Source organism: Nitrosococcus oceani ATCC 19707, assembly GCF_000012805.1.
Lineage (GTDB): Bacteria > Pseudomonadota > Gammaproteobacteria > Nitrosococcales > Nitrosococcaceae > Nitrosococcus > Nitrosococcus oceani.
Genome location: NC_007484.1, coordinates 504,497 through 526,328 on the forward strand (window position 1 = coordinate 504,497; position 21,832 = coordinate 526,328).

The window sequence follows — 21,832 nt, forward strand, 5'->3', positions numbered from 1 at the left end:
AGCTAATTGGAATCTCGCAGCAACGCTACACGATGGACAATACCAGAGAGATAAACTCAACCCTTTCAGGGCTAAGATTTTCTGTTAAATGGGGCAAATCATCCATTTCCAGGATCAACCGATCAGCTAGCGGAGTATTGGCTTTTAAATGTGCCAGAACGAGGCGCCCGCCAAGCCGTTCGTAGCCGAGCAATTTGATATGCGGCGGCCCTGGATATTCTGTCTGAAGCGCCACTACGTTCACGCGTACGCCGGGCGCATGATCGAGACGCGCCTCCCGGACTGCTGCCAATAACAATCAGATTATAATGGTCAATCATCATTGTAAGGAGTGCATGGACGCACGACGACCACCTACAGTTGCCTAAAAGTTTAGGCTTAAACCGCATACTGGACGGCATCCGCCTCCCGTAACTCTAGGCCCAATCCAGGACGGGAAGTATCCGGCTGGAGGGCGCCGTTTACGGGTTTAAGAACGCCGTCGAAGAACATCGCTTCAATGCGGACATGATCGTGGAAATACTCCAGGGGGCGGATATGGGGGAGCGCGCAGACAGGATGGGCGTGGAGGGAAGGCGCTGTATGGGCGGAAAGGGGAATCCCATAGCCCTGGCAAAGGGCGCTGGCCGCCATAAAGCCGGTGATGCCGGCGCAGCGGGTGGCGTCCGCTTGCAGCACGTCCACCGCGCCAGCAGCCAACATACGGCGGAAGTAATACTGATCATAGCCGTACTCTCCGGCGGCGATATCCATCCCGGCTGGACCCCGGTCGCGAAGCAAGCGAAGGCCCTCCAGATCATCAGATGAAACCGGTTCTTCAAACCACGTGACCCTGTATTTGGTAAAGGAGTCGGCTAGGGCCAGCGCCTGTTTACGCCCATAGGCGCCATTGCCATCCACAAACAACGCCACCCCCTCACCGATAGCCTCCCGTGCAAGCTGTACCCGTTTCGGGTCCTGCTCCGGATCGCTTCCTACTTTCATTTTGACCGCCTGAATCCCCTCGTTTGCCCAGCCGCCCAGTTGTTGCTGAAGCTGTTCAGGGGAATAACTGGTAAAGCCGCCGCTGCCATAAACCGGCGCCTCCGCCCGCGCCGCGCCCAGCAGGGTGACCAAAGGCAAATCAAGGAGACGGGCTTTCAGATCCCACAGGGCGGTATCCACGGCGGCAATGGCCATGGAGCAGATGCCGGGCCGGCCCAGGTTACGGATGGCTTTCACCATGGCTTGCCATCTGCCGGCAATGGCCATGGCATCCTGGCCGATGACCGTTTTGCGGAGTTGATTATCAATTAAAACCGCTACCGCCTTACTTCCGTAGGAGTAACCCAGTCCTGCTTTACCGCCGCCATGGAGTTTGACCACGATGATGGTTGTTGAATCCCAGCCCAGCGTTCCATCCGCCTCGGGAAAATCGGTAGGAATCTGGTAAGCGGAAACTTCCAATTTTTCGACGGGAACTTCAAGGCTCCGGGCGTTCATCGCTAATTGCCCTTTTCTTCTTGACCACTGGAAAACCAGCTTTCTTTAATTTCCTTGATGGACTGCTTAATAATGTTGATGGCTTCCGGATCTCGGTGCAGCAAGGCGGAGACATAGGCTTTGGCCTGTTCCAGCTTGATATGGGGAGGCAAGGGCGGCACGTTCCCATCGGTATACGCTTCTAGTATTACGGGTCGGTCAGCGGCTAGGGCTTCCTCCCAAGCGGGGCCGATACTTTCCGGCCGATCAACGCGGATGCCTTTAAAGCCAAGTAGTTCGGCATAACGGGCATAGGGAAAGTCGGGCAAGCTTTGGGAGCCTTCGAACTTGGGATCGCCCGACATCACCCGCTGCTCCCAGGTGACTTGATTGAGATCCCGATTATTGAGTACCAAGACAATCAGCCGGGGATCTTGCCATTGTTGCCAATATTTAGCTGCGGTGACCAGTTCGCTGTTGCCGTTCATCTGCATGGCTCCATCCCCTACAAGGGCAATAGCCACCCGATCCGGAAAGGCGAATTTGGCCGCAATGGCATAGGGAACGCCGGGGCCCATGGTCGCCAAGCCCCCCGAGAGAGAGCACATCATACCTCGGCGGATTTTAAGATCCCGGGCATACCAGTTGGCGGCGGAACCGGAGTCGCTGCTGATGATGCAGTTATCCGGCAGTCGGGAAGAAAGCTCCCAGAAAACCCGCTGGGGGTTAATAGGGTCCGCATCGTGCATGGCGCGGCTTTCGAGTACCTGCCACCATTGGGCCACGTCTTTTTCGATCTTCTCTCGCCAGGCCCGGTTCGTTTTTCGTGTGAGAAGAGGGATTAAGGCCCGCAGGGTTTCCGCACTGTCTCCCACCAGATTCACTTCCATGGGATAGCGGATTCCCAGCATGCGCCCGTCCAGGTCAATCTGCACGCCCCGGGCTTGGCCTTCCTCCGGCAGGAATTCGGAATAGGGGAAACTTGAACCAATCATCAACAGCGTATCGCAGCCGTCCATTAATTCCCAGCTCGGTTTAGTCCCCAGCAGGCCGATAGCGCCGGTCACGAAGGGAAGTTCATCAGGCAGAGCGCCCTTGCCCAGCAAGGCTTTCGCTACCCCTGCGCCGAGCAGTTCAGCGACCTGAATAACTTCATCCGTGGCCCCCAAAGCGCCAGCTCCCACCAGGATAGCGACCTTTTTGCCTCTATTGAGCACCTCGGCAGCTTGTTGGAGATCTTGCTGATGAGGAATCACCCGGGGGATCGTATACCCGGTGCTGGAATGGATGGTGCCGTGAGCCCGTGGCGGTTTCTCAACGGCTTCCAATTCCTGCACGTCATTGGGAAAGATAAGGCAGGTCACGGTGCGCTCTGTTTTGGCAATGCGGACCGCGCGATCAATTAAATGGCGCACCTGGGCGGGAGTAGCGCACATATGTACGTATTCATGGGCGACATCCTTGAACAAGGAAATGAGATCCACTTCTTGTTGATAATCTCCCCCGAGGGCGGCGCGGGATTGTTGGCCCACAATGGCCACCACCGGCTGATGGTCCAGTTTGGCATCATAAAGGCCATTCAGCAGGTGGATGGCCCCGGGTCCTGAAGTGGCCAGGCAGACGCCTACTTCGCCGGTAAATTTAGCATGGGCGCAGGCCATAAAAGCCGCCATTTCCTCATGCCGGGTTTGAATAAACTCTATCCGGTCTTGAAGCCGGTCCAGGGCGCCGACGATTCCATTGATGCCATCCCCGGGATAGCCGTAAATCCGGTTGATGCCCCATTCGTTCAATCGGTGTAAGAGAAAATCGCTGACTATCTGGCTCATGCTGCTCAACCTCCTATGCTGAGGGTTATTTATAATATCGCCTGAACGGGTATCATCGAGCTGTCTGCAAATTTGGGAGGGTACCTACTCTTATAAAAAAGCTAGAATAAACAGCGCTAAAATCAACCCTGCCGCGAGGGCAAACCAACGGGGGTGGGTGGTTACCCAAAGAGAGATACTGGCGCGATGGGCTATCTCATCAAAGCTGCCGTGGGTGCCGAAATCCCCAGCGACCGGATTCCAAAGATTGTGGGGGCGGTTAGGATCTTCCGGTTCGTCCCGCTGCTGGGACTGATAGCCAGTGCGGGCTAAATAATGATCTAGCAGGCCCGGCATGAACTTATTGATAGCTACGATTAAAATCGTGGGCAGTCCCACCTTCAGCTCGCGGCAGGGATGCCTGACGGTCCAAAGAATAGCCCGGGCCGCTACTTCCGGCTGATAGACTGGCGGTACGGGCTGGGCTTTGCGAGGCAGCCGTGATTTAATCCAGTCAAACTGAGGCGTATTGAGCGCGGGCATTTGCACCATGGTCACGCGGACTTGGGATTTTTCATGGAGCAGTTCGCATCGCAGCGAATCGGTAAAGCCCCGAATGGCATGTTTGGCCGCGCAATAGGCGGCTTGCAAAGGGATGGCCCGATAGGCCAAAGCCGAACCCACCTGAATAATCACCCCTCGGTTGCGGGGTAGCATACGCTTAAGGGCGGCCAGGGTCCCATTGACGCAACCGAGGTAGGTCACCTCGGTGACGCGGCGAAATTCCTCGGGGGTCATTTCCTTGACCGGAGAGAACACGCTGGTCATGGCGTCGTTAATCCAGACCTCAATGGGGCCAAAGGCTTTTTCAACGGCAGCCGCGGCCGCCTCCACTTGATCCGCATCAGCCACATCCGTTGGGAGAATCAAAGCTTTTCCTCCCTGGGATTCCACTTCCCGGCACGCCCCTTCTAATCCTTCACGCCCCCGCGCCAGCAGTCCGATCGAGACTCCGCCTCTAGCAAACGCCTGGGCGACTGCCCGACCTACCCCCGCGGAGGCGCCCGTGATCACAACGACTTTGGGTGAAAAAGGCATTTTTTTATTGGCTGTTATTAATTTCTAAATATCAATTTTGAAGATACGAACAAAGCATAGACGGATGGCTTGCAATCCGTCTATGCCTGTTTTTTTTATTTAAGGAAAGTGTTTATTCATTAGAAGATGGAATGGTTAATTTCGTCCCTACCAGCAAATCCCTGGGATCTTTAATTTTGTCCTTGTTCGCGTTATAAATTAGGCGCCACTTATTGGCATCACCGTACGCATGGTGGGCAATGTCGGCAAGGGTATCGCCCTCTTGGACGGTGACTGTTTTTGGAGTCGAGCTTCCGTTGTCTTGTTGCTGAAATTGTGATCTTTCGTTTGTTGATTGTTGATCAGTAGATTGGCTACCCGCGGTAGAAGATTGTTGCTGCTCCTTCAGGGAACTGGTATCGGTCACCTGCGCGTTGGCGGGCCAATTATCTTTATTGAAAGAAGGCGCATTCGCCAATTCTTCCGGCGTTGCGTCCATGACTAGGGTATAACTTTCCTCTTCAGGAGAAACCTGAATTAAATCCCAGGAAATAGCGAGCTTTTTTCCTCCCACGCCGAGGGTTTCGCCATGGGATAAGACCGCATATCTCACTTGACCTGATTTATCAATGACTAAATCGCTGATCTTGCCTAATTTCTTATTTTGCTTGTTTTTAACTTCCTTGCCGATTATTCCCGTGGCTTTGTAAATGTTTGGATAGGAGCCGGTAATACGTAAACTTTGGTCAGATTCCTGGCTCTGATGAGTGGTTTGGTTATCGGCGCGTTGTTGTTGCGACTCTTCATCCGCCAATAAGGCCGCGCTTGAAAATATCATTGATAAGATAGTTAAGGAGGCAAAAATTCTATCTTTACGGAGTAATGAAATAGAAAAAATAAGTTTGTTCATAATGATAATTTCCTTTCAAGGTTCTATAAAAAATAGCGGAGTTAGTTTAATAAGCGTATTTCCCGAGAAGAAATTTTCTATACGGGAAAACCCTTAATAGCCGTATTTAAAAATGCTTCTTTGGAAAGACTCGCTCTTCTAAATAAAGCACTTCAGCAAATAAAAAGTAGATTTATTTTGCTCGCCCGTCTTTAATTTTCAACTACGCCGTTCCTTAACGGGGCTAAGTACAAAAATGATTTTGCAGACTTACGCCATTGTGGCGCTTGTTGGATTATCTGTATTGGGGTTGTCATTGCTCGCGGCAGCTTTCTGGCGTCCTCCCTCCAGGCCATTGCGGGCGCCCGATTCTTGGAAGAAATACCGTTTCGGTTTTGCCACTTATTCGCTTATTTTTGTGGCCTTCGATATGGAAATGATTTTTATGTATCCCTGGGCGGTAGTCTTTGCAGAGATTGGATTGAAAGCGTTTCTCGATATGCTGGTATTTATTGCGTTGCTGGGCGGTGGCATTACTTATGTGTGGGGAATGGGCGGATTGAAATGGGAGTGATGACAAGCGTATTAGCCACCGTGGCCGCGCTCTTGGCGGGGGTAGGGCTTACGGCCTGGCTGGAGCCTAAGTGGCTTGGCGCTAACGGCGAGCGGGGACCGGCAAGTCCCGTGAAAATTGCCGCCGATGTGCGGTTAACTCAGCCCGATCCCTGGCTCTATTACGCCGGGCCGGTAATCGCGTGTATGGGCGTGAGCTGGGCCATGGTCTGCATTCCCTTTAGTCCTTCCCTGGTAGGCAATGATGTCAATATCGGGCTTTTTTATTTCATCGTTGTGGTTGATTTCGTAGTGCTGGGTATTGCCTTGGGCGGATGGGGTGCCAACACCCCCGATAGTGTTGAATCCTGTTATCGGGCTATCGCCCAATTGATTGCCTATGTGATTCCCCTCGGGCTAGCGATTATCGGTCCGATTATGATGGCCCGCTCCTTATCGACGGTCCACATTGTTGAGGCGCAGGCCAACGCCCAGCTTTGGTATCTCATCCCCCAGCCAATTGGTTTTATTCTTTATGTGATATCGGGATTGATGCAAGTGTATCGGGCGCCTTTTCTGGAACCCTTTGCCGATCCCATTGGCCGGGGTGTGCTAAGCGTGTTTGGCGGCTGGAAGGGTTTGCTCTGGCGGCTCGCCTTGTCAGGGGTGCTTTTTGTGGTCGCCGCCATGGGAGCAGTCATTTTTCTCGGCGGCTATAGCGGGCCGTTCCTGCCAGGGCCGGTTTGGATGGTCATCAAGACCGTGGGGCTAATGGTCCTCATGATTTGGTTGGGGCGCCAGGTGCGGTTATTGAGCGTGGCTGAAATGCTCAGCCTGTCATGGAAAGTACTTATCCCGGTAGGTTTATTGAACGTGCTGCTAGTGGGCGGATTAATTTTGTTGGGTGCCGGTCAAGACCCCTTTTCTCCTGGAGGAGGCCACTGAGATGGAAGTGAGTCCGGTGCTGCAATGGGCCGCCTTTGGGATCTTCGCTTTTATCAGCATCGCCGGAGCCTTGGGCATGGCTACGACCATGAGCATGTTTCGCAGCGGTATTTTTCTGATGGCTTCATTTATTGGGGTGGCGGGATTGTTTATTTTATTGCTTGCGGACTTGCTGGCCCTGTTGCAGATCATGATGTACATCGGCGGTATGTTGGTGATGATTCTGTTCATGCTGCTGTTCAGCGGCGATCCCGGCGGTGGGATGATGAGCACTCATATGCGGCTTCGGGGTCCTGAGTGGTTCTTTAGCCTGGGTTTGGCCCGCTCCCCATCCGGAACGGATGGGAATAACGCTAATGATTCCTCGGATAAGGAAGAAGACCAGCGTGATCAGGCCAGGGACAGCCACCAAGAGGAAGGGGAGAAGGAGGAGAGTAACGACATGTCCATGTTTACCCCTGCTAAGCGGGGGGCCGCTGGGCTGGCGCTAGGTATCGGCGTTTTACTGATCGCGCTGCTGCTGTGGCGGCCCCATTGGGCGGTGGTGGCGCAAATGCCGGATCCGGACTCACCCCGCCGTATTGGCCACTTGCTCATGGATAAATACATGATCGCTTTTGAAGGCGCGGGGCTGCTTATTCTACTGGGTATTTTCGGCGCCGTTCTGCTGCAACGCCCTGGCAAATATCCTGACTCGGCCCACCGGGAGGAACTCCGGGCCGCGGTAGAGGATGCGCCCGCCCCGGTGAAAACCGATCCACTTAAACCCTTAGGGCTGGATCGCGATAGGGAAAAATAAAATTTATGCTGTCCTTAAAGATGGCCCCATGATCGCTATTCCCTTAACCGCCTTCTTGCTGGTGGCGGCTGTTCTTTTCGCCATTGGGCTATATGCCGTCATCGCCCAACGCACCGCGGTGATGGTGCTGATGGGAATTGAGCTGCTGCTGAATGCGACGGGATTGAACCTGGTGGCTTTTTGGCGGTTCACCGCTCCCCAGGATTATTCCGGCCAAATTTTCGTGATCATTATCGTGACCATTGGGGCGATCGAAATGGCCATCGGGTTGGCAATCATGATGTTGTTATATCGCCGCCACCAGACCGTGCAGGTGGATAAATATAAAGAGTTAAAGGGATGAGGGTGTTACTACTGGCAGTGCCCCTAGCTCCCTTGGCCATGGCGGCGCTGATTGCCAGGCCGTGGGAGTGGACTTGCCGTCGGAGGGATTTTTATCTCCGCCCTGGCGGTGTTGCCCTTATCCGGCGCCGATGCCGAGGTGGCGTTGACCTGGTTCACGGTGGGCCCCTTTGAGCTGACGGTGAGTCTGGCGGCCGATAGGCTGGGTTGGTGGATGGCCACGCTGGTTGCCTGGATTGCATTGCCCGTGGCCGTTTATTCGGTACCCTACATGGCCGATGAGGCGGGCCGCCAGCGGTTTTTTGCGTGGCTGAGCTTTTTTGTAGGGATGATGCTCGCCTTGGTGCTGAGTCAGTCATTGCTATTGCTATTTATCGCCTGGGAAGGAGTAGGGCTGGCCTCTTTTGTATTAATTGGCCAGCACCACGGGCAAGCCAAGGCCCGGCAAGCCGCCTTCAAGGCCCTGCTCATGACCCGGCTGGGGGACATGGGCCTACTGCTTGGTTGGCTGTGGATGCTGATGATCACCGGCACCACCCAGTTACCGCCTTTTTTTCAGCAGGTGGAGGATGGAGCTTTTACCGCTGGGACGCTCAATCTGCTGGCTCTGTTGTTTTTTCTGGCGGCTATAGGAAAAAGCGCTCAATTACCCTTGACTGCTTGGCTTCCCGAAGCGATGGCGGCTCCGACGCCGGTATCAGCCTTGATTCATTCGGCCACCATGGCCGCCGCTGGGGTGTTTTTGGTGTTGCGGTTATTTCCCTTGTTTGAGCATGCCCCCTTAGCGTTAGCAGTGGTGTTGTGGGTTGGCGCCTTCACCGCCCTGATCGCCGCCTTGGTGGCGACCGCCCAATATGATTTAAAGCGCCTTCTTGCCTGGTCCACCGTCTCCCAGCTGGGCGAAATGATGCTTGCACTGGGGCTCGGAGGGCCATTGGGCGCCGCTTTTCATTTGACCGTCCATGCCACTTTCAAATCGGCGCTTTTTCTCAGCGTTGGCGCCCTGGAGCGGGCCACCGGCACCCGGGATCTGCGTCAGCTTGGCGGGTTGGGAAAGCGCTTGCCGTGGACGGCGGGCGCCTTTATTGCTTCTGCCTTGGCGTTGGCGGGCTTTCCCTTGTTATCGGGCTATTGGAGTGAGGAGGAACTGCTAAGGCAGGCCGTTTCCGTCCATACCGCTTGGGGAGTTTTCATGCTGGTGCTGATTTTACTGGCTGGAATCTATATAGGCCGGGCCGCTATGGCCACTTTCGGGTTAGCGCCCCAGGCGGTCATGCCAGCGAATCGGCGAGAATCGGCGCCCCTAGTTGGACCTGCCCTGGGTTTGGCCCTTGCCGCCGCCGGGTTGGGAGCGATCATTAAAACCCCCATCGAGTCCATGTTGTCCTTCGAGGCCGGCAGCGCGACCCTGACTGGGGCCTGGACCCTGAGTGCCATTCTGGCAAGCCTGGTGGGATTAGGAGTGGGCGCATGGCGGGTTTACCACTGGGGGCCAGCGCCCGCCCTGGGCGGTTGGCCTAGCAGGCTGGTCGTTATCATCCATGGTTTAGTCTCTGGGGTTGCCCGTGCTGCTAAAGCCGGCGCGCTGGTGCTGGTCTGGTTGGAACGGGGCTTTGATGGAGCAGCGCGATCTTTCCCCACTGGAATAGATAGAGTTAGTCGCCAATCGGATAGGAGGCCAATTGGAACAGGGCCTTGATAAAACAGGACGATTTTTTTGCCGGGGAGCGTTGTTTTTGGCCCAGGGTGTTCTGTTGTATGAAAGATTTTTCAATGCCGGCGCCCACGCTAGCAGCGGCGCGATTATGACGGTTGGTCGGGCAACGGCAAGCTTTGAGTCGCAAATATGGGGGGTGGGTCATGACCGCCTGGCGGGGTTTTTCCAGTGGGCCGGGCAAAAGCTGCGCCTATCGCAGAGCGGCAAACTTTATCTTTATACCTTGAGCGTGTTTGCTTTTATTCTGCTGATAGGGGTAGGGATTGTCATGGTTTGGCTATTGCTGGAAAGAGGCTATTAAACCGCAAGGTATCCTATTTACTATGCTGAGCCTGACTATTTTTTTACCTTTAATCACGGCCTTGGTAGTGTTAATCCTGCCCCGTTCACGCCCCTTTCTGATTCGCTGGGTCGCATTGGCGGGTGCGGTGCTGACCTTTGCCGCCGCCTTGGGATTACTGGCTGGGTTTGATACCGGCAGGCCAGGATTGCAGTGGCGCACTAGGCTGCCTTGGATCCCTCCCGTCAATGCGGCCTACGATGTAGGCGTCAATGGCTTTTCGCTGGCGCTGATTTTACTGACAGCATGGTTGCTGGTCACCGTGATGGTCTATGTGCTGCGAAATGACAATCGCCCCAAGGGCCATGCCGCGCTTTTCCTGCTAATGGCAACCGGTTTGCTGGGGGTCTTCGCCGCCCAGGATTTGCTGCTGTTTTATCTTTTCTTTGAAGTGGGCCTAGTGCCCATGTATTTCATTATCGGCATCTGGGGCCACGACAATCGCCGCTACGCCGCCATGAAATTTTTTCTTTATACCCGGGCCGCCAGTTTGGCGATGCTGCTAAGCTTTTTGGCGTTGTATCTGTTGATGGAGCCCCATACCTTTTCCCTGCCTGCTATCATTGAGGCTCAACCCCTGGCCCAGGCGGGCGGGGCTGGCGGCTGGGTCATGCTCGGGATGCTCATCGGCTTTGGCGTGAAACTGCCCACCGTGCCCCTTCATAACTGGCTGCCCGATGCCCACGTGGAAGCGCCCACCGAAGGCAGCGTGATGCTTGCTGGCATTCAACTCAAGATGGGCGCTTATGGCCTGCTCGCCATCATGCTGCCCATTATGCCGCAGGTGGTGTTTGATTATGCTTGGCTTTTGCTGGCGCTGGCCTTGGTTTCCCTCGTCTATGGGTCACTAGCCGCGCTAGCCCAGCAGGATTTAAAGCGTCTTATTGCTTATACCTCCATCAATCATATGGGATATATCATGTTGGCGGGGGCCTTAGCTGTGTTGGCGCCCACCGCCGGCACCCAAGAGTTAGCCTTAAATGGCGGTATTTATCAGATTATCAGCCATGGCTTGTTGACGGGGGGGATGTTTTTCGCTGTGGGAATGATTCAAGATCAAACGGGGACGCGGGAGATGGGCCGGCTTAGGGGACTCTCCCGGCAAGCTTCCGCTTTTTCCTTGCTGACCGGCGTGCTGGTGTTCGGCTCCCTAGGATTACCCGGGCTTTCGGGATTTATTGGAGAATTTCAAGTATTAGGAGCGGCCGTTTCCTGGAATCTCTGGATCGCCGGGGTGGCCCTGGTGGCGTTAGTGATCACCACGGGCTTATATCTGCGTATCGTGATCTCGGTGCTATGGGGCGAGCCCCGTACGGGGACAGGGGCTATGAAGGAGCCGGAGGGACGAAAGCTGGCGGTCATGGGCAGTTTAGTAATGTTATCCCTGTGGCTGGGGCTGTTGCCGGCAGGGTTGCTGGGGGTGATTCAAGAGACCGTCCGGAGTTTGGCGGCAGGATGAAACTTTGGGCGCTCATCCCCGAGCTTATCCTGGGGGGGTCATGCTTGCTATTGGTCCCCCTTGCCGGCTGGGTGCGGGGTAAATGGCGGATGCTGCCAGGGCTAATGGCCCTGCTGGGTCTGCTTGCCTGCCTGGTGGCGACTGCCAGAATGCTTCCCTGGCAGCCGGTGACGGCCTTTCACGGTAGTTACGCCATTGATGGTTTCGCCCATTTTTTCAAGCTAATTATTGAATTAAGCAGTCTGCTTACGGTGGCGCTGCTCATGATATATTTCCGCGGCCACTCCCAGCAGGCCCCGGCAGCGGTCGCGGTGATTTTCGCCACTTTGGGCGCCGTGGGGTTGGCTTCTAGCCGGGATCTGGGGTTAATCGTGCTTTTCTTTCAGATGATGAGCATGGCGGGCTATGTGCTGGCCGCCCTTGAGCGTCACCACCGGCCTGCCTTAGAAGCCGCCCTTAAATATTTTATTTATGCGGGGGTCACCTTAGCCACCATGGCCTATGGGCTGACTTTCTTTTACGGCTTGACGGGTAGTCTTAATTTGCAAGTGATTGGATCGGATTTGCAGGACGCTGATGGGCTGTGGGTGACCTTGGCCCTGATTTTGATTCTCGTTGGTTATGGCTTTGAGATTACGTTGGCGCCCTTTCATGTGTGGGCTCCGGATGTATTTTCCGGCGCGACGGCGCCAGTGGCCGGCTTTCTTGCCGTTGTGCCCAAAGCGGCTGGCATAGCGGCCCTGCTGCGTTTTATGCTGGAAGGAATGCCCGGTGAAATGGTGGGATGGCCCCTCTGGCTCGCTATAGGCGCCGCCATGACCATGACGCTGGGTAATGTCGTCGCCCTGGGGCAGAATCATCTTAAACGCTTGCTGGCCTGGTCGAGCATCGCCCACGCCGGATATCTTCTCATGGCGGTAGCCGTGGCTGAACGGGCGCCGGAGGCTTTGGCGGCCATTGGTTATTACTTCGCTGCTTATTTGTTTATGACCCTGGGCGCATTTGCAGTGGGCGCTCATTTGGAACGCGCGGCAGGCAGCGATTCGTATGAAGCGCTTCGTGGCTTAAGTCAACGCGCGCCTATGGGAGCCGGGGTGTTGGCCCTATGCCTGTTGTCGCTGGCAGGCATCCCGCCCCTGGCCGGTTTTGCCGGCAAAGTTTTTTTGCTAGAAGCAGTGCTTGACGGGGAAATGATATGGCTTGCCGTTATCGCGGCGATTAATATGACCCTGGCGCTCTATTATTATGTCAAGATTATTGCCGAGATATATCTTTACTCTCCTGTCCGCACTTATTCTATGCCTACAGGAGGCGGTTACCTTATTGTTTACAGCGGGTGTGTGTTGGGCATTCTCGGCTTGGGGATCTGGCCTGGACCGTTGCTGGTATTGCTTGAATTAATGGGATAAATAATTCCTTGTATAATCGCTGCTAAGCTAACCGTGCTATCCCCACCCATTGCATGTCTGAAGCGTTCAACTCACAAACCGGAGACATCCTTGTCTACCGGTTCTGAGTGAAGCCATATCCGCTCTAGAGAGGAGGCCGCCCCCGCCGTCCTAAAAGCAAGAAAACCACAAATAAAATAAGCCCTACCACAAATAGAATCCACGCAATGTGGGTAGCCACTCCTGCCAATCCTGTAAAGCCAAAGAGCGCTGCTATAAGCGCGATAATCAAAAAAGTTACTGCCCATCCGAACATTTTTTCCTCCTCGTGTATTCTATATTTACGAAATAAAAGTATAGTTCAAGATTTTTAGAGAGTATAAAATCATAAGAACATACGTTTAAAAATATAAGCGGTATTTAACTTTTACCTTCGCCTTTCAATAATACTTTTTGTTCGCTATAGGATTTATACTTTTGGAAAAATTCTGAGTGTATGGAGATCCCAGAGACAGGAATCACTATCAGGCGCGGGTTACGGGGTTTTTCTGAAATAACCGTGGCTGCGCGTTTATTGCTAGGAAAGGTACTCGCGTGCAAGTCGTCACCAGCTCTGCCATGCTGGCGAGAGAGAAGAGTTGAATTCTGTCCTCCTCCTTGCTTACTTTGCAAAAGGAGAGAACTGGATTAGGGATTAAAGCTCCTTATAATTGAAAGTAGGCCGTGCTGCTTAAATAAAGAGGCCAGGACGATCAGATGCGGGAGTATGATTGATTTGTAATATAGCCTTGAATAATATTTTAACGGCCTAACCTAGGATGGAAATTATGTGGGCTTTCTCGATAGAATTTTATCAATAACCGAATAGTTATAAATTTCCGGCCAGAGCCTAGCAGGGTAGAATTATTTTTTTGAAAAACTAGATTATTACAAAAGCTGTTCTATAGTCTATACAAGGTGCCTGTACTTAGTAGAGTGATTGGCACAAAAATTTCTTATAAAGAAGTGCTCATAAATTTAGCTAAATTTTTTGTTAACCTATTTTTTAAGGAGATTAATATGGTGGCGTCTTTGGATAAAATAAATTTTGATATGCTCGTCAAAATGGCGGTGCTAGTAATGGCAAGTGCTGCATTGGCGGCGGTTCCCGCTATGAGTTCCGCTCAGACGGGGGCTCAACCCCAGCAACTAGAAGATGTAGAAGCCCTGCTGGATAATGTGGTTCGGTATGATGGTAAAAAAGTGAGTGTTTCCGGTGAGGTGGAAGAAGTCATTGATGAAAAAGCTTTCATTCTTGAAAGCGGGGGGCTTTTTGAGGATGAAATGGTAGTCTTGAAACCTGCCGGTAATTTGATGGTTAAGGAAGACTACGAGGTGACTGTGACAGGGACAGTGCGCGCGGTGGCCCTGGTTGATATCGAGCGTGAATACGGCTGGGACTTAGATCCCCAGATTAAGATAGAGCTTGAAAATATAGAAGCTTTCCTTATCGCGGATAGCATTGAGATAACCGAGAAGGATGATTGATTAAAATAAAAAGCCCCATAGCCATGAAAGTGGCTATGGGGCTTTTTACTTCTCGCCGAGATGTATCTTTACTCTCTCCTATCTATATTTACCATGCCCACCAGGAGCGGTTACCTTACTGTCTACAGGGGATGTGTGTTGGGAATTCTCGGCTTGGGGATCTGGCCTGGACCGTTGCTGGTATTGCTTGAATTAATGGAATAAATAATTCCTTGTATAATCGCTGCTAAGCTAACCGTGCTATCTCCTATCTCATTGCATGTCTGAAGCGTCCAACTTACAAACCGGAGACATCCTTGTCTACCGGTCCTGAGCGAAGCCATATCCGCTCTAGAGAGGAGGCCGTCCTCGTCGTCCTAAAACCAAGAAAACCACAAATAAAATAATTCCTACCACAAATAAAATCCATGCAATCTCTGTCGCTATACCGGCTATCCCAGTGAAACCAAGGAGAGCTGCTACGAGTGCAACAATTAAAAAAGTTACTGCCCATCCGAACATTTTTTCCTCCTAATGCAATTAGTTAATTATGAAATAAAAGTATAGTTCAGATTTTTTGGAAGTACATAAGTTTTTAAATATAATCTATTTCAGGCTTGCGTCCTTATATCATTCCAATAGCGATTTGTACTGTTTTCCGTTAAGATAAATTTTAATATATCTTTCACATAAAGCATCTGTATCAGTACCCGTATTCCGATGGGAAGGGACGTGGTTAGTAATATGTCAAGGACGCCAAAGGCCATTCCCATCGTTATTGGTTAGAATTTTAAATTAAGACCTTGGAAGAATTTTCTTTAGGTATCTAAAATTGATTTAAACCAAATCGCATGTTGGAAGGTAAAAAATAGCTAACTCTAAGAGGCATTAAAATTAGAAAAATTCTGACCGGCAAACTTATTGCTCCAGTGCCGTCAACATTATTGCCATCTTTCTGCTTATCGTTGCGTTGTTTGTCCTAGGTACTGACAAAGTGCCATACCAGCCGCTAACTAACGTGGCTGTGCCACTTACAAAGCCGAATAAAATAAGGGCTACTGAAGAGAGGAGGCGCAGAAAAGTTATAGCTAACCTAATAAGCATCGAATGGCAGGTATGACTAAAACATTTACTTCTATCTATGTATTTAAATACGCGGTCATGCCAGTAATTATTTTTATAGTAGCAACCGCCCTGCAGATATATAGGAGAAAGTCGTTATGAAGCAATTCAATAAGATGCTCACTAAGTTTACTCCCCTTATACTATTTATTGTCGGCTGCACGCCGCCAGCAGCTAATTTAAAGCCAGCCTCCACAGCAAATGTGGTGGCGCACTTAGAGGAAGCTGCTGTCAGCCAGGTGAAAGGAGTCCAGGTAATCGTACAGACCGACCAATGGCCCGGTCCCCAGCCCATCCAAAATGAAGTGACGCCGGTGCGGGTAGTCATCGACAACAAAAGCGAGACGGCGCTGCGCTTGCGTTACAATGATTTCGCCCTCATTGCCGATGACGGCACGCGCTACGCTGCCTTGCCGTTGTATAGAATTGTGGGCTCTATTCCGGAGCCTGTAATCGACACTGGCTATACGGCGATAACCGAACCCCATTTCGTATACCATGCTTTTACAGTTGCCCCGTTCTACGCCAACATCTATCCTGCTATGACGGCTTATCGCGGCACATTTGCTTACGACCCATTCTACTATGATACCTACAATGCTTACTGGATAAACATCCCCTTACCGACTCAAGAAATGTTCAAACGGGCATTGCCGGAAGGTGTGCTGGATGTTGGAGGCCGCATTGAAGGCTATCTTTATTTCGAACGCGTATCGGATGACCAGTCACGTGTGACCTTCCGGGCCGACTTGAGCAGTGCCCAGAGCAATCGATTTTTTGGGGAAGTCCGGATTCCATTCAACGTACAGTAAAACCTCCTTAGAGCCCTTTTGAAACAAAAACGGCAGAGAGAGATTAGGAAAAATAAAAGACCGAAGCCCCACTTCTTTAAAGAAATATAGGAAAGTGGAATGTTCTCTCACATTCGTGTTTGCCGTCCCTGGCGAACACGTTTGGTAGGCCAATAATCCTTAGGGACCCAATAAGGGCGGGCTCCATAACGGCTGTGTACGTCGCTAGCCCAGCGTTGATCAGCCATTGATGGCCAGTGGTCTTTATCAAAGCCGGGGTCGTTTTCAAGGACTTCTTTATTAACTCTTAATACAAAACACTTCTCATCCGCGTCCAAAGTCAAAGCACTCCAGGGCACGGCAAATAATTTATCTCCCACGCCGAGGATTCCCCCAAAGGATAACACCGCATAGGCTACGCGGCCTTTAGGTACATCTATCATGATGTCCTTGATTTTACCTAACTCCTCTCCTTCCAGGTTGAATACCTCATTATTTTCCAGAGAGTTTGCGGTCATGAGGTAGGGACCAGGTCCGCTAGTATTGTCTTCGCCTCCAATGACTCGAGGTTGATCGCTGCCGGGGGTAGTTATAGGGGTATTCATAGTTTTCCTCCAAAGGTTAATAATTTATTTCACGTCTATCACGTGCCTTAATATTTGAAGCAAAAAATATGCCGATAATATTAGCTATCGCGTAAGTGAAATAAAACAATGACTGAAGCAGGTTTTTCCTTGGCTTAGCTCGCTTCTCTTTTATTTTGTTTCGCAAGCAACCGCACTTTTGTTTGTGTAAAATCTTCTTGGTGACGTAATAATTACAAATTATATTTGTACTTAGTATTAAGAAAAAATAATTTCATCTTAAAATATTCTATGACTAGACAATTCTAGAAATCGTTCTATAGTTTAGTTTAGAGCGATTTTGATGAAAGAGTTCTGTTTATAGTTACGCATGGTAGAGAGACGTTCCACAAACTAAACTTTATGACAAGTAAAGGAGACAAATATGAGCAAACTTTTTTGTAAATTAAGCATAAGCACTATGACTAAAATGGCTATAGCCGCTATGGTGAGCGCCGCGCTTATGTCGCTACCTGCCATGGGTGTCGCCCAGACGACTGCCTCGCCCTCTTCAGGTGTTGACCCATCCTCTCAGATGGGCGGGCAGCAAGCAGGTGGGCAATCCCAGACGGTAGAAGACGTGGAAGAGCTACTGGATAATATAGAACGCTACGATGGTCAGAAAGTTACTGTTTCCGGTGAAGTAGAAGAAAGGATTGATAAGAGATCCTTTATCCTTGAAAGTGGTGGGCTTTTCAATGATGAGATAGTTGTGGTGATGCCAAAAGGCAATCTTAATGTTCAGGAAGACGACGAGGTTGCGGTTACCGGGAAGGTTCGCGCGGTAAAATTTGTTGACATTGAGCGTGAATACAATTGGGTTCTGAATGAAGAGATAAAGAGTGAAATTGAGGATGTGGAGGCTTTTCTTATTGCAGACCATGTTGAAATAACAAAACAGGACGATTAATTTCCTTAAAAAATCCCCCTGGCGATCCTAACTGGGATCCTCAGGGGGAAGATTGTAAATTTCCTGTTTTATCTATTCTTTTGAATAGACTATTTATTTCCAACCTTCTCTATCTCTAAATTAATTGTTTTACAAAATACTTAGACTGTTCCCTATTCCTTAGCTATTATCCTTAAGGTAAATGTTTTTCCTACTTAAAAAGTATTGTGGGGCAATCATGGAAAAGAAAAGATGTCTTTATAAAAATTATTGGGTAGTGATAAGCTCAGCCTTAATTTTATCTGGGAGTAGCGGCGTTCTATTAGCGGCTGAACAAGCAACGAGCTATAAAAAAGTCGCTGTAGAAAAAAGTTTCGATGAAGTGAAGCAACAAGATGTCGCCGATAAACCCAACGTCATGAAGCGTCATAAATCCCTCTTGGAGCGGCGCTATGAGCTTCAAGACCAGCCTTCCAAGACGGTTACCATGTCGGCGGGAAAACCTGTGCAGGAAGGAATTCGGGTAAAGCTTCCGCAGGGAATTACCTGGGAACAGCTTTCTGAGATGAGCGCCCAGGAAATTAAGCAGCGGGATCTATTTCCCAAAGGCTTTCGGCCACTTCCCCATCCTAAGCATAGTGTAGGGGGTCAAGTTTATCCCCCCAACCAAATCGAGGCTATCCAAAAAGCGGAAAGCCGGGATCTTTCTCGCTTCGATGTGGAATTCGATCTACCCGATCGCTTTTTGCCTGAGTTTCCTCCGCCTATCTATTTGACGACACATCCAGCACTAGGAGATGTCTCCCAGGGCGAGGTGCTGACCATCAAAAATTACTATCGGCTTTTGAATGGAATCATTACTCCTGTTCAAATGGAAGGTTTAAGGTTATTACTTACTCCTTTCCCGCAGCAAGAATTTAACCAGACCGAGGATAGGAAAGTTAAGGAGCCCACGTTAGGGGTTACCTGCCTCGATTGTCATGTCAACGGGCACACCAATGCTGCTTTCCATCTTAATCCCGATACTAGGCCCCAGAAAAATCGGTTTCGGTTGGATACGGTAAGCCTGCGAGGCATGTACAACCAGCAGATCCATGGCTCTAAGCGTTCCCTGCGATCGGTGGAGGATTTTACTCAATTCGAGCAGCGAACTGCCTATTTTGACGGGGATCATGTGATTGCAGCAAAAAAAGGGGTTCATCTGCCTAATCGTACTGAGCAAGTTTCAATGATGGCTCAGATGCAAAATATGTTCGATTTTCCACCGGCGCCAAAATTAGATGCAACGGGCCGTTTGATGTCCGAAAAGGCGTCGGAGGAAGAACTGCGTGGCGAAAATATTTTTTTTGGTAAAGGCAAATGTAGCACTTGCCATATACCGCCAGCCTTCTTGGATCATCAGATGCATGATCTCCATTTAGAACGTTTCTACGAGCCGGAAATGATCAATAGCCAGTACAATGTGGCCAATGGACCGATTAAAACTTTTACCCTGCGGGGCATCAAGGACTCACCCCCTTATCTTGCCGACGGTCGGCTCTTGACTTTAGCTGACACGGTAGAATTTTTCAATTTGGTTTTGCAATTGGATCTAACCTCCCAAGAGAAAGAAGATTTATTATCCTATCTCTATACACTGTAGCAGTGAACAGTAATTAAAAGTCAAAAAAATAGCCCGGCGAGAGGCCAGGCTTAAAGAAGAGAGAGTCAAGAATCAGTAATTATTTTATACTCTGAGGATGGACTATTCTATAAGGATATTCCCCTACATATAAAATTTGACGATTTTATTCAAATTTTCTTTTTTTAAAGTCATCAGAAAAAATAAGCAACCATAACTTATGAGTAATTCCCCCCCCCTCCCAGTCTATTCAACTAGAAGTCATAACCATCCTCCTTTATGGAGATTCTATTAAAAAACAGGAAGGGAGTTCTAGAGAAATAAAGGCTGGCAAGGGTTTTAAATACTAAAGGTTTATTCCAGCGATTTGCCATTTTTAAATCAATGAATAGAATTTATGCTAAAAAAATTATTTATCCTATTCGCAATTATCCTGATATCCCTGCTGCTGCTGGTGATACTGGCTGGAGTAATGATTGATGAGAATAGGGTTAAAAAATGGGTTTCTAACTATATTGAACAGGAGTATGACAGAGAATTTGAGATAACTGGCGAGCTCAAGCTAAATTTATTATCCTTGCAACCCAGCGTTACAGCAAAAGGAATAAAACTAGAAAATGCAGAATGGGCGGATAAGCCTAATATGGCGACTATCGGTAAAGTTTTTTTCCAGTTTGAGTTTTTTCCGTTGATCTTAGGAAACATCAACATCCTAGATGTGGAAATTAGAGATGGCCGGATTTCCTTGCTTGAAAAACAGAATAAAACTAATTGGGATATTTTTTTACCAGAAGAGAAGAAGCCCCCAGGTTATTTTTCAGTAGAGAAAATCAGAAATTTTAGGCTAAACGATTTCACGGTGACTTACCAAAGTAGGGTAAAAAAAGAAACCCATACTCTGCTCGCAAAAAATATTCAGCTGCAAAATTTTTATTCTACTAAAAGGAAAGGTTCTTTTCAGGGAAAGGTTGATTCCATTCCAATTGGTTTTCAACTTAACCAAAAGCCAATCAATGCAGAAAATGTGGACAAACTACTCCTGTTGACAGGACATATCGGTACGATAGAACTTTATTTTACCGGCGATATTTCCGATGATTTTAATCTGATAAGGGGTAAATCCCGTGTAAAAGGATCCGGAGAAACATTATTGCAGCTGGCCGAATTGGCTGGTTTAAAAATTAAGAATTTTCGCTCTTATGATAGTTTTGCCACTATTGATGCGAATCTAGAGAAGATGTTGATAAATGTGAATCAGATGGATATTACCTATGGTCAGAGTCAAATGACAGGTACGTTGAAGATTGATTCGAACGAGAAGCGAACGCTTGTTAGAGGCGATTTACTATTTCCGGTGCTGTCTAGCCCTGATTTTAGATCCCTAACTAAGAAAAGCGTAGCCGAGCTAGAAGAAGAAACCACGGATATTGATGTTAAGGCGCAAGAAAAACAAAGCGAGAAAAAAAAGCTCTTCGATGATGATCCTCTCGAATCTTTTATCCCAGAAAAACTGGAACTCTATCTGCATATGAAAGTGGATAAATATGTTGGCGGTGATTGGGATAAACTTATTCAGGGGGGCAAGCTTAATATTGCGATCAAGGAAAAACAGTTAGCGCTTCATCCAATAAAAGTAAGGATGTTAGGAGGAGGGATCTCTCTGGAGGGATTGATCGATCAATCAAAGAATAACTTAACAGAAGCTGATCTTAGGCTAAACGTTAATAATTTTGAGCTCAAGCAAATCTCTGAAAGCTTAGCCGATCTTGATAATAAGCTTAATATTGATGACATCATTGGAGGAGATTTTAATGCTGTGGTTAACTTGCATGCTAATGGTGGTTCACCGCAAGACATGGCTTCAACTCTGAGTGGGGATCTTAATTTCGTAGTAGAGGACGGCTATATCGGTAGCTTGCTGGTAGAAGCCTTGCAGATTGATGTGACGGAAGCCTTTGTTTCTTGGCTGGCTGATAATCCAAAGACAGAAATGAACTGCCTGGTGGGATTATTTGATATTGATTCAGGACGCGTCGAAACCGAGTCCCTGCTCATCAATACCGATGATTCCAACGTAGTGGGTAATGGGGTTGTGAATCTGGATAAGGAATTAATAAAGTACATGTTGGTTGCAAGGGCAAAAGATTTCTCTTTAACGGGAGCGCCCATTAAAATAGTTATGGAGGGGGATCTTTTAAATCCTATGCTTGATATTGGTGGTGAAGATTCATTGCTTGAAGTGGCTGCTGAAGTGCTTGTGACGCCTATTGCTGAAGGTTTTAAAAATATCTTTAGCGAAAATAGCGAAAGTGAAGAATTAACGGGTTGTAAGAAATTTATGGACGATATTGCTCGTATCCAGAAAAAAGCAGACACGGTGGAAAAACACCAGTAACCCCCCGATAAGGCGCGCAGGCGGCGGGCGATGCTTCTCAAGCGTGTTTGGAAGGGGAGTAGCACGGGGCTGGCATTTCCTCCTCTAGCTGTGTGACTGCGTGGCCTA

At 49.6% G+C, this 21,832-nt stretch carries 22 protein-coding genes; 14 read left to right on the forward strand and 8 right to left on the reverse strand.

The features are described from left to right. Positions 1–25 precede the first annotated feature (25 nt). The 5 genes from NOC_RS02610 to NOC_RS02630 form a co-directional block, all read right to left on the reverse strand. Complete coding sequence (locus NOC_RS02610) at positions 26–292, reverse strand: hypothetical protein (RefSeq protein ID WP_147094532.1); 267 nt, start codon at positions 290–292, stop codon at positions 26–28. 86 nt (positions 293–378) lie between these two features. Continuing rightward, positions 379–1,482 (reverse strand): enolase C-terminal domain-like protein, encoded by a 1,104-nt coding sequence (locus tag NOC_RS02615; RefSeq protein WP_002812745.1) that lies wholly within the window; start codon positions 1,480–1,482, stop codon positions 379–381. 2 nt (positions 1,483–1,484) lie between these two features. Further along, positions 1,485–3,290, reverse strand: coding sequence for a thiamine pyrophosphate-requiring protein (locus NOC_RS02620; RefSeq protein WP_002812710.1), 1,806 nt, complete (start codon positions 3,288–3,290; stop codon positions 1,485–1,487). Between the two features lie 90 nt (positions 3,291–3,380). After that, the gene (locus NOC_RS02625; RefSeq protein WP_002813286.1) at positions 3,381–4,367 is read right to left on the reverse strand and encodes an SDR family oxidoreductase; all 987 of its coding nucleotides are present in this window, start codon (positions 4,365–4,367) and stop codon (positions 3,381–3,383) included. Between the two features lie 112 nt (positions 4,368–4,479). Beyond that, positions 4,480–5,256: a PRC-barrel domain-containing protein gene (locus NOC_RS02630; RefSeq protein WP_002811953.1), complete on the reverse strand. Its 777-nt coding sequence runs from the start codon at positions 5,254–5,256 to the stop codon at positions 4,480–4,482. Between the two features lie 235 nt (positions 5,257–5,491). Here NOC_RS02630 and NOC_RS02635 point away from each other — a divergent pair, with 235 nt between their 5' ends. The 8 genes from NOC_RS02635 to NOC_RS02670 are packed head-to-tail and all read left to right on the forward strand — an operon-like array spanning position 5,492 to position 12,798. Next, positions 5,492–5,809, forward strand: coding sequence for an NADH-quinone oxidoreductase subunit A (locus NOC_RS02635; protein WP_002813249.1), 318 nt, complete (start codon positions 5,492–5,494; stop codon positions 5,807–5,809). Further along, entirely contained in the window at positions 5,809–6,732 is a 924-nt protein-coding gene (locus tag NOC_RS02640) for a complex I subunit 1/NuoH family protein (RefSeq protein WP_002814134.1), read from the forward strand. The genes NOC_RS02635 and NOC_RS02640 overlap by 1 nt, the downstream gene beginning before the upstream one ends. Next, on the forward strand, positions 6,692–7,531 hold the full coding sequence (locus NOC_RS02645) for an NADH-quinone oxidoreductase subunit J family protein (protein WP_244860013.1): 840 nt from the start codon (positions 6,692–6,694) through the stop codon (positions 7,529–7,531). The genes NOC_RS02640 and NOC_RS02645 overlap by 41 nt, the downstream gene beginning before the upstream one ends. Before the next feature lie 28 nt (positions 7,532–7,559). Continuing rightward, complete coding sequence (gene nuoK, locus NOC_RS02650; protein ID WP_002812748.1) at positions 7,560–7,874, forward strand: NADH-quinone oxidoreductase subunit NuoK; 315 nt, start codon at positions 7,560–7,562, stop codon at positions 7,872–7,874. 51 nt (positions 7,875–7,925) lie between these two features. Continuing rightward, a complete protein-coding gene (locus NOC_RS02655; RefSeq protein WP_002813042.1) occupies positions 7,926–9,572 on the forward strand; it encodes an NADH-quinone oxidoreductase subunit 5 family protein in 1,647 nt (548 codons plus the stop codon). After that, complete coding sequence (locus NOC_RS02660; protein ID WP_011330359.1) at positions 9,556–9,891, forward strand: hypothetical protein; 336 nt, start codon at positions 9,556–9,558, stop codon at positions 9,889–9,891. The genes NOC_RS02655 and NOC_RS02660 overlap by 17 nt, the downstream gene beginning before the upstream one ends. Positions 9,892–9,913: 22 nt before the next feature. After that, positions 9,914–11,389 carry a complex I subunit 4 family protein gene (locus tag NOC_RS02665; RefSeq protein WP_002813626.1) on the forward strand — a complete coding sequence of 492 codons (1,476 nt, stop codon included), beginning with the start codon at positions 9,914–9,916 and terminating at the stop codon, positions 11,387–11,389. Then, a complete protein-coding gene (locus tag NOC_RS02670) occupies positions 11,386–12,798 on the forward strand; it encodes an NADH-quinone oxidoreductase subunit N (RefSeq protein ID WP_002813628.1) in 1,413 nt (470 codons plus the stop codon). The genes NOC_RS02665 and NOC_RS02670 overlap by 4 nt, the downstream gene beginning before the upstream one ends. Positions 12,799–12,922: 124 nt before the next feature. Here NOC_RS02670 and NOC_RS16630 read toward each other — a convergent pair whose 3' ends face one another. Beyond that, complete coding sequence (locus tag NOC_RS16630) at positions 12,923–13,093, reverse strand: DUF1328 domain-containing protein (RefSeq protein WP_002812759.1); 171 nt, start codon at positions 13,091–13,093, stop codon at positions 12,923–12,925. Positions 13,094–13,836: 743 nt separating this feature from the next. Here NOC_RS16630 and NOC_RS02680 point away from each other — a divergent pair. Further along, entirely contained in the window at positions 13,837–14,304 is a 468-nt protein-coding gene (locus tag NOC_RS02680) for a hypothetical protein (protein ID WP_011330360.1), read from the forward strand. Then, positions 14,301–14,495, forward strand: coding sequence for a hypothetical protein (locus NOC_RS17250; RefSeq protein ID WP_036497909.1), 195 nt, complete (start codon positions 14,301–14,303; stop codon positions 14,493–14,495). Before NOC_RS02680 ends, NOC_RS17250 begins: the two co-directional genes overlap by 4 nt. A 139-nt stretch (positions 14,496–14,634) precedes the next feature. Here NOC_RS17250 and NOC_RS16635 read toward each other — a convergent pair whose 3' ends face one another. After that, a complete protein-coding gene (locus NOC_RS16635) occupies positions 14,635–14,805 on the reverse strand; it encodes a DUF1328 domain-containing protein (RefSeq protein ID WP_002813183.1) in 171 nt (56 codons plus the stop codon). A 698-nt stretch (positions 14,806–15,503) separates the two neighbouring features. On the opposite strand from NOC_RS16635, the gene NOC_RS02690 reads away from it, so the two are divergent. Continuing rightward, complete coding sequence (locus NOC_RS02690; RefSeq protein WP_011330361.1) at positions 15,504–16,217, forward strand: hypothetical protein; 714 nt, start codon at positions 15,504–15,506, stop codon at positions 16,215–16,217. Between the two features lie 107 nt (positions 16,218–16,324). Here NOC_RS02690 and NOC_RS02695 read toward each other — a convergent pair whose 3' ends face one another. Next, a complete protein-coding gene (locus NOC_RS02695) occupies positions 16,325–16,801 on the reverse strand; it encodes a PRC-barrel domain-containing protein (RefSeq protein ID WP_011330362.1) in 477 nt (158 codons plus the stop codon). 403 nt (positions 16,802–17,204) lie between these two features. On the opposite strand from NOC_RS02695, the gene NOC_RS02700 reads away from it, so the two are divergent. The 3 genes from NOC_RS02700 (at position 17,205) to NOC_RS02710 (ending at position 21,724) form a co-directional block, all read left to right on the forward strand. Further along, complete coding sequence (locus NOC_RS02700; protein WP_011330363.1) at positions 17,205–17,729, forward strand: hypothetical protein; 525 nt, start codon at positions 17,205–17,207, stop codon at positions 17,727–17,729. A gap of 217 nt (positions 17,730–17,946) precedes the next feature. Then, a complete protein-coding gene (locus NOC_RS02705) occupies positions 17,947–19,350 on the forward strand; it encodes a cytochrome b6 (RefSeq protein WP_011330364.1) in 1,404 nt (467 codons plus the stop codon). 376 nt (positions 19,351–19,726) lie between these two features. After that, positions 19,727–21,724 (forward strand): AsmA family protein, encoded by a 1,998-nt coding sequence (locus tag NOC_RS02710; RefSeq protein WP_002813808.1) that lies wholly within the window; start codon positions 19,727–19,729, stop codon positions 21,722–21,724. Positions 21,725–21,832 lie beyond the last annotated feature (108 nt).

What these genes read in the sequence shown, in the direction of transcription:
- NOC_RS02680 (WP_011330360.1), top strand. Translation starts at nt 13,837, where the DNA reads ATGGTGGCGTCTTTGGATAAAATAAATTTTGATATGCTCGTCAAAATG.
- NOC_RS02670 (WP_002813628.1), top strand. Translation starts at nt 11,386, where the DNA reads ATGAAACTTTGGGCGCTCATCCCCGAGCTTATCCTGGGGGGGTCATGC.
- NOC_RS02635 (WP_002813249.1), top strand. Translation starts at nt 5,492, where the DNA reads ATGATTTTGCAGACTTACGCCATTGTGGCGCTTGTTGGATTATCTGTA.
- NOC_RS16630 (WP_002812759.1), bottom strand. Translation starts at nt 13,093, where the DNA reads ATGTTCGGATGGGCAGTAACTTTTTTGATTATCGCGCTTATAGCAGCG.
- NOC_RS02640 (WP_002814134.1), top strand. Translation starts at nt 5,809, where the DNA reads ATGACAAGCGTATTAGCCACCGTGGCCGCGCTCTTGGCGGGGGTAGGG.
- NOC_RS02630 (WP_002811953.1), bottom strand. Translation starts at nt 5,256, where the DNA reads ATGAACAAACTTATTTTTTCTATTTCATTACTCCGTAAAGATAGAATT.
- NOC_RS02615 (WP_002812745.1), bottom strand. Translation starts at nt 1,482, where the DNA reads ATGAACGCCCGGAGCCTTGAAGTTCCCGTCGAAAAATTGGAAGTTTCC.
- NOC_RS02695 (WP_011330362.1), bottom strand. Translation starts at nt 16,801, where the DNA reads ATGAATACCCCTATAACTACCCCCGGCAGCGATCAACCTCGAGTCATT.
- nuoK (WP_002812748.1), top strand. Translation starts at nt 7,560, where the DNA reads ATGATCGCTATTCCCTTAACCGCCTTCTTGCTGGTGGCGGCTGTTCTT.
- NOC_RS02690 (WP_011330361.1), top strand. Translation starts at nt 15,504, where the DNA reads ATGAAGCAATTCAATAAGATGCTCACTAAGTTTACTCCCCTTATACTA.
- NOC_RS02625 (WP_002813286.1), bottom strand. Translation starts at nt 4,367, where the DNA reads ATGCCTTTTTCACCCAAAGTCGTTGTGATCACGGGCGCCTCCGCGGGG.
- NOC_RS02665 (WP_002813626.1), top strand. Translation starts at nt 9,914, where the DNA reads ATGCTGAGCCTGACTATTTTTTTACCTTTAATCACGGCCTTGGTAGTG.
- NOC_RS02710 (WP_002813808.1), top strand. Translation starts at nt 19,727, where the DNA reads ATGCTAAAAAAATTATTTATCCTATTCGCAATTATCCTGATATCCCTG.
- NOC_RS16635 (WP_002813183.1), bottom strand. Translation starts at nt 14,805, where the DNA reads ATGTTCGGATGGGCAGTAACTTTTTTAATTGTTGCACTCGTAGCAGCT.
- NOC_RS02700 (WP_011330363.1), top strand. Translation starts at nt 17,205, where the DNA reads ATGAGCAAACTTTTTTGTAAATTAAGCATAAGCACTATGACTAAAATG.
- NOC_RS02620 (WP_002812710.1), bottom strand. Translation starts at nt 3,290, where the DNA reads ATGAGCCAGATAGTCAGCGATTTTCTCTTACACCGATTGAACGAATGG.
- NOC_RS02705 (WP_011330364.1), top strand. Translation starts at nt 17,947, where the DNA reads ATGGAAAAGAAAAGATGTCTTTATAAAAATTATTGGGTAGTGATAAGC.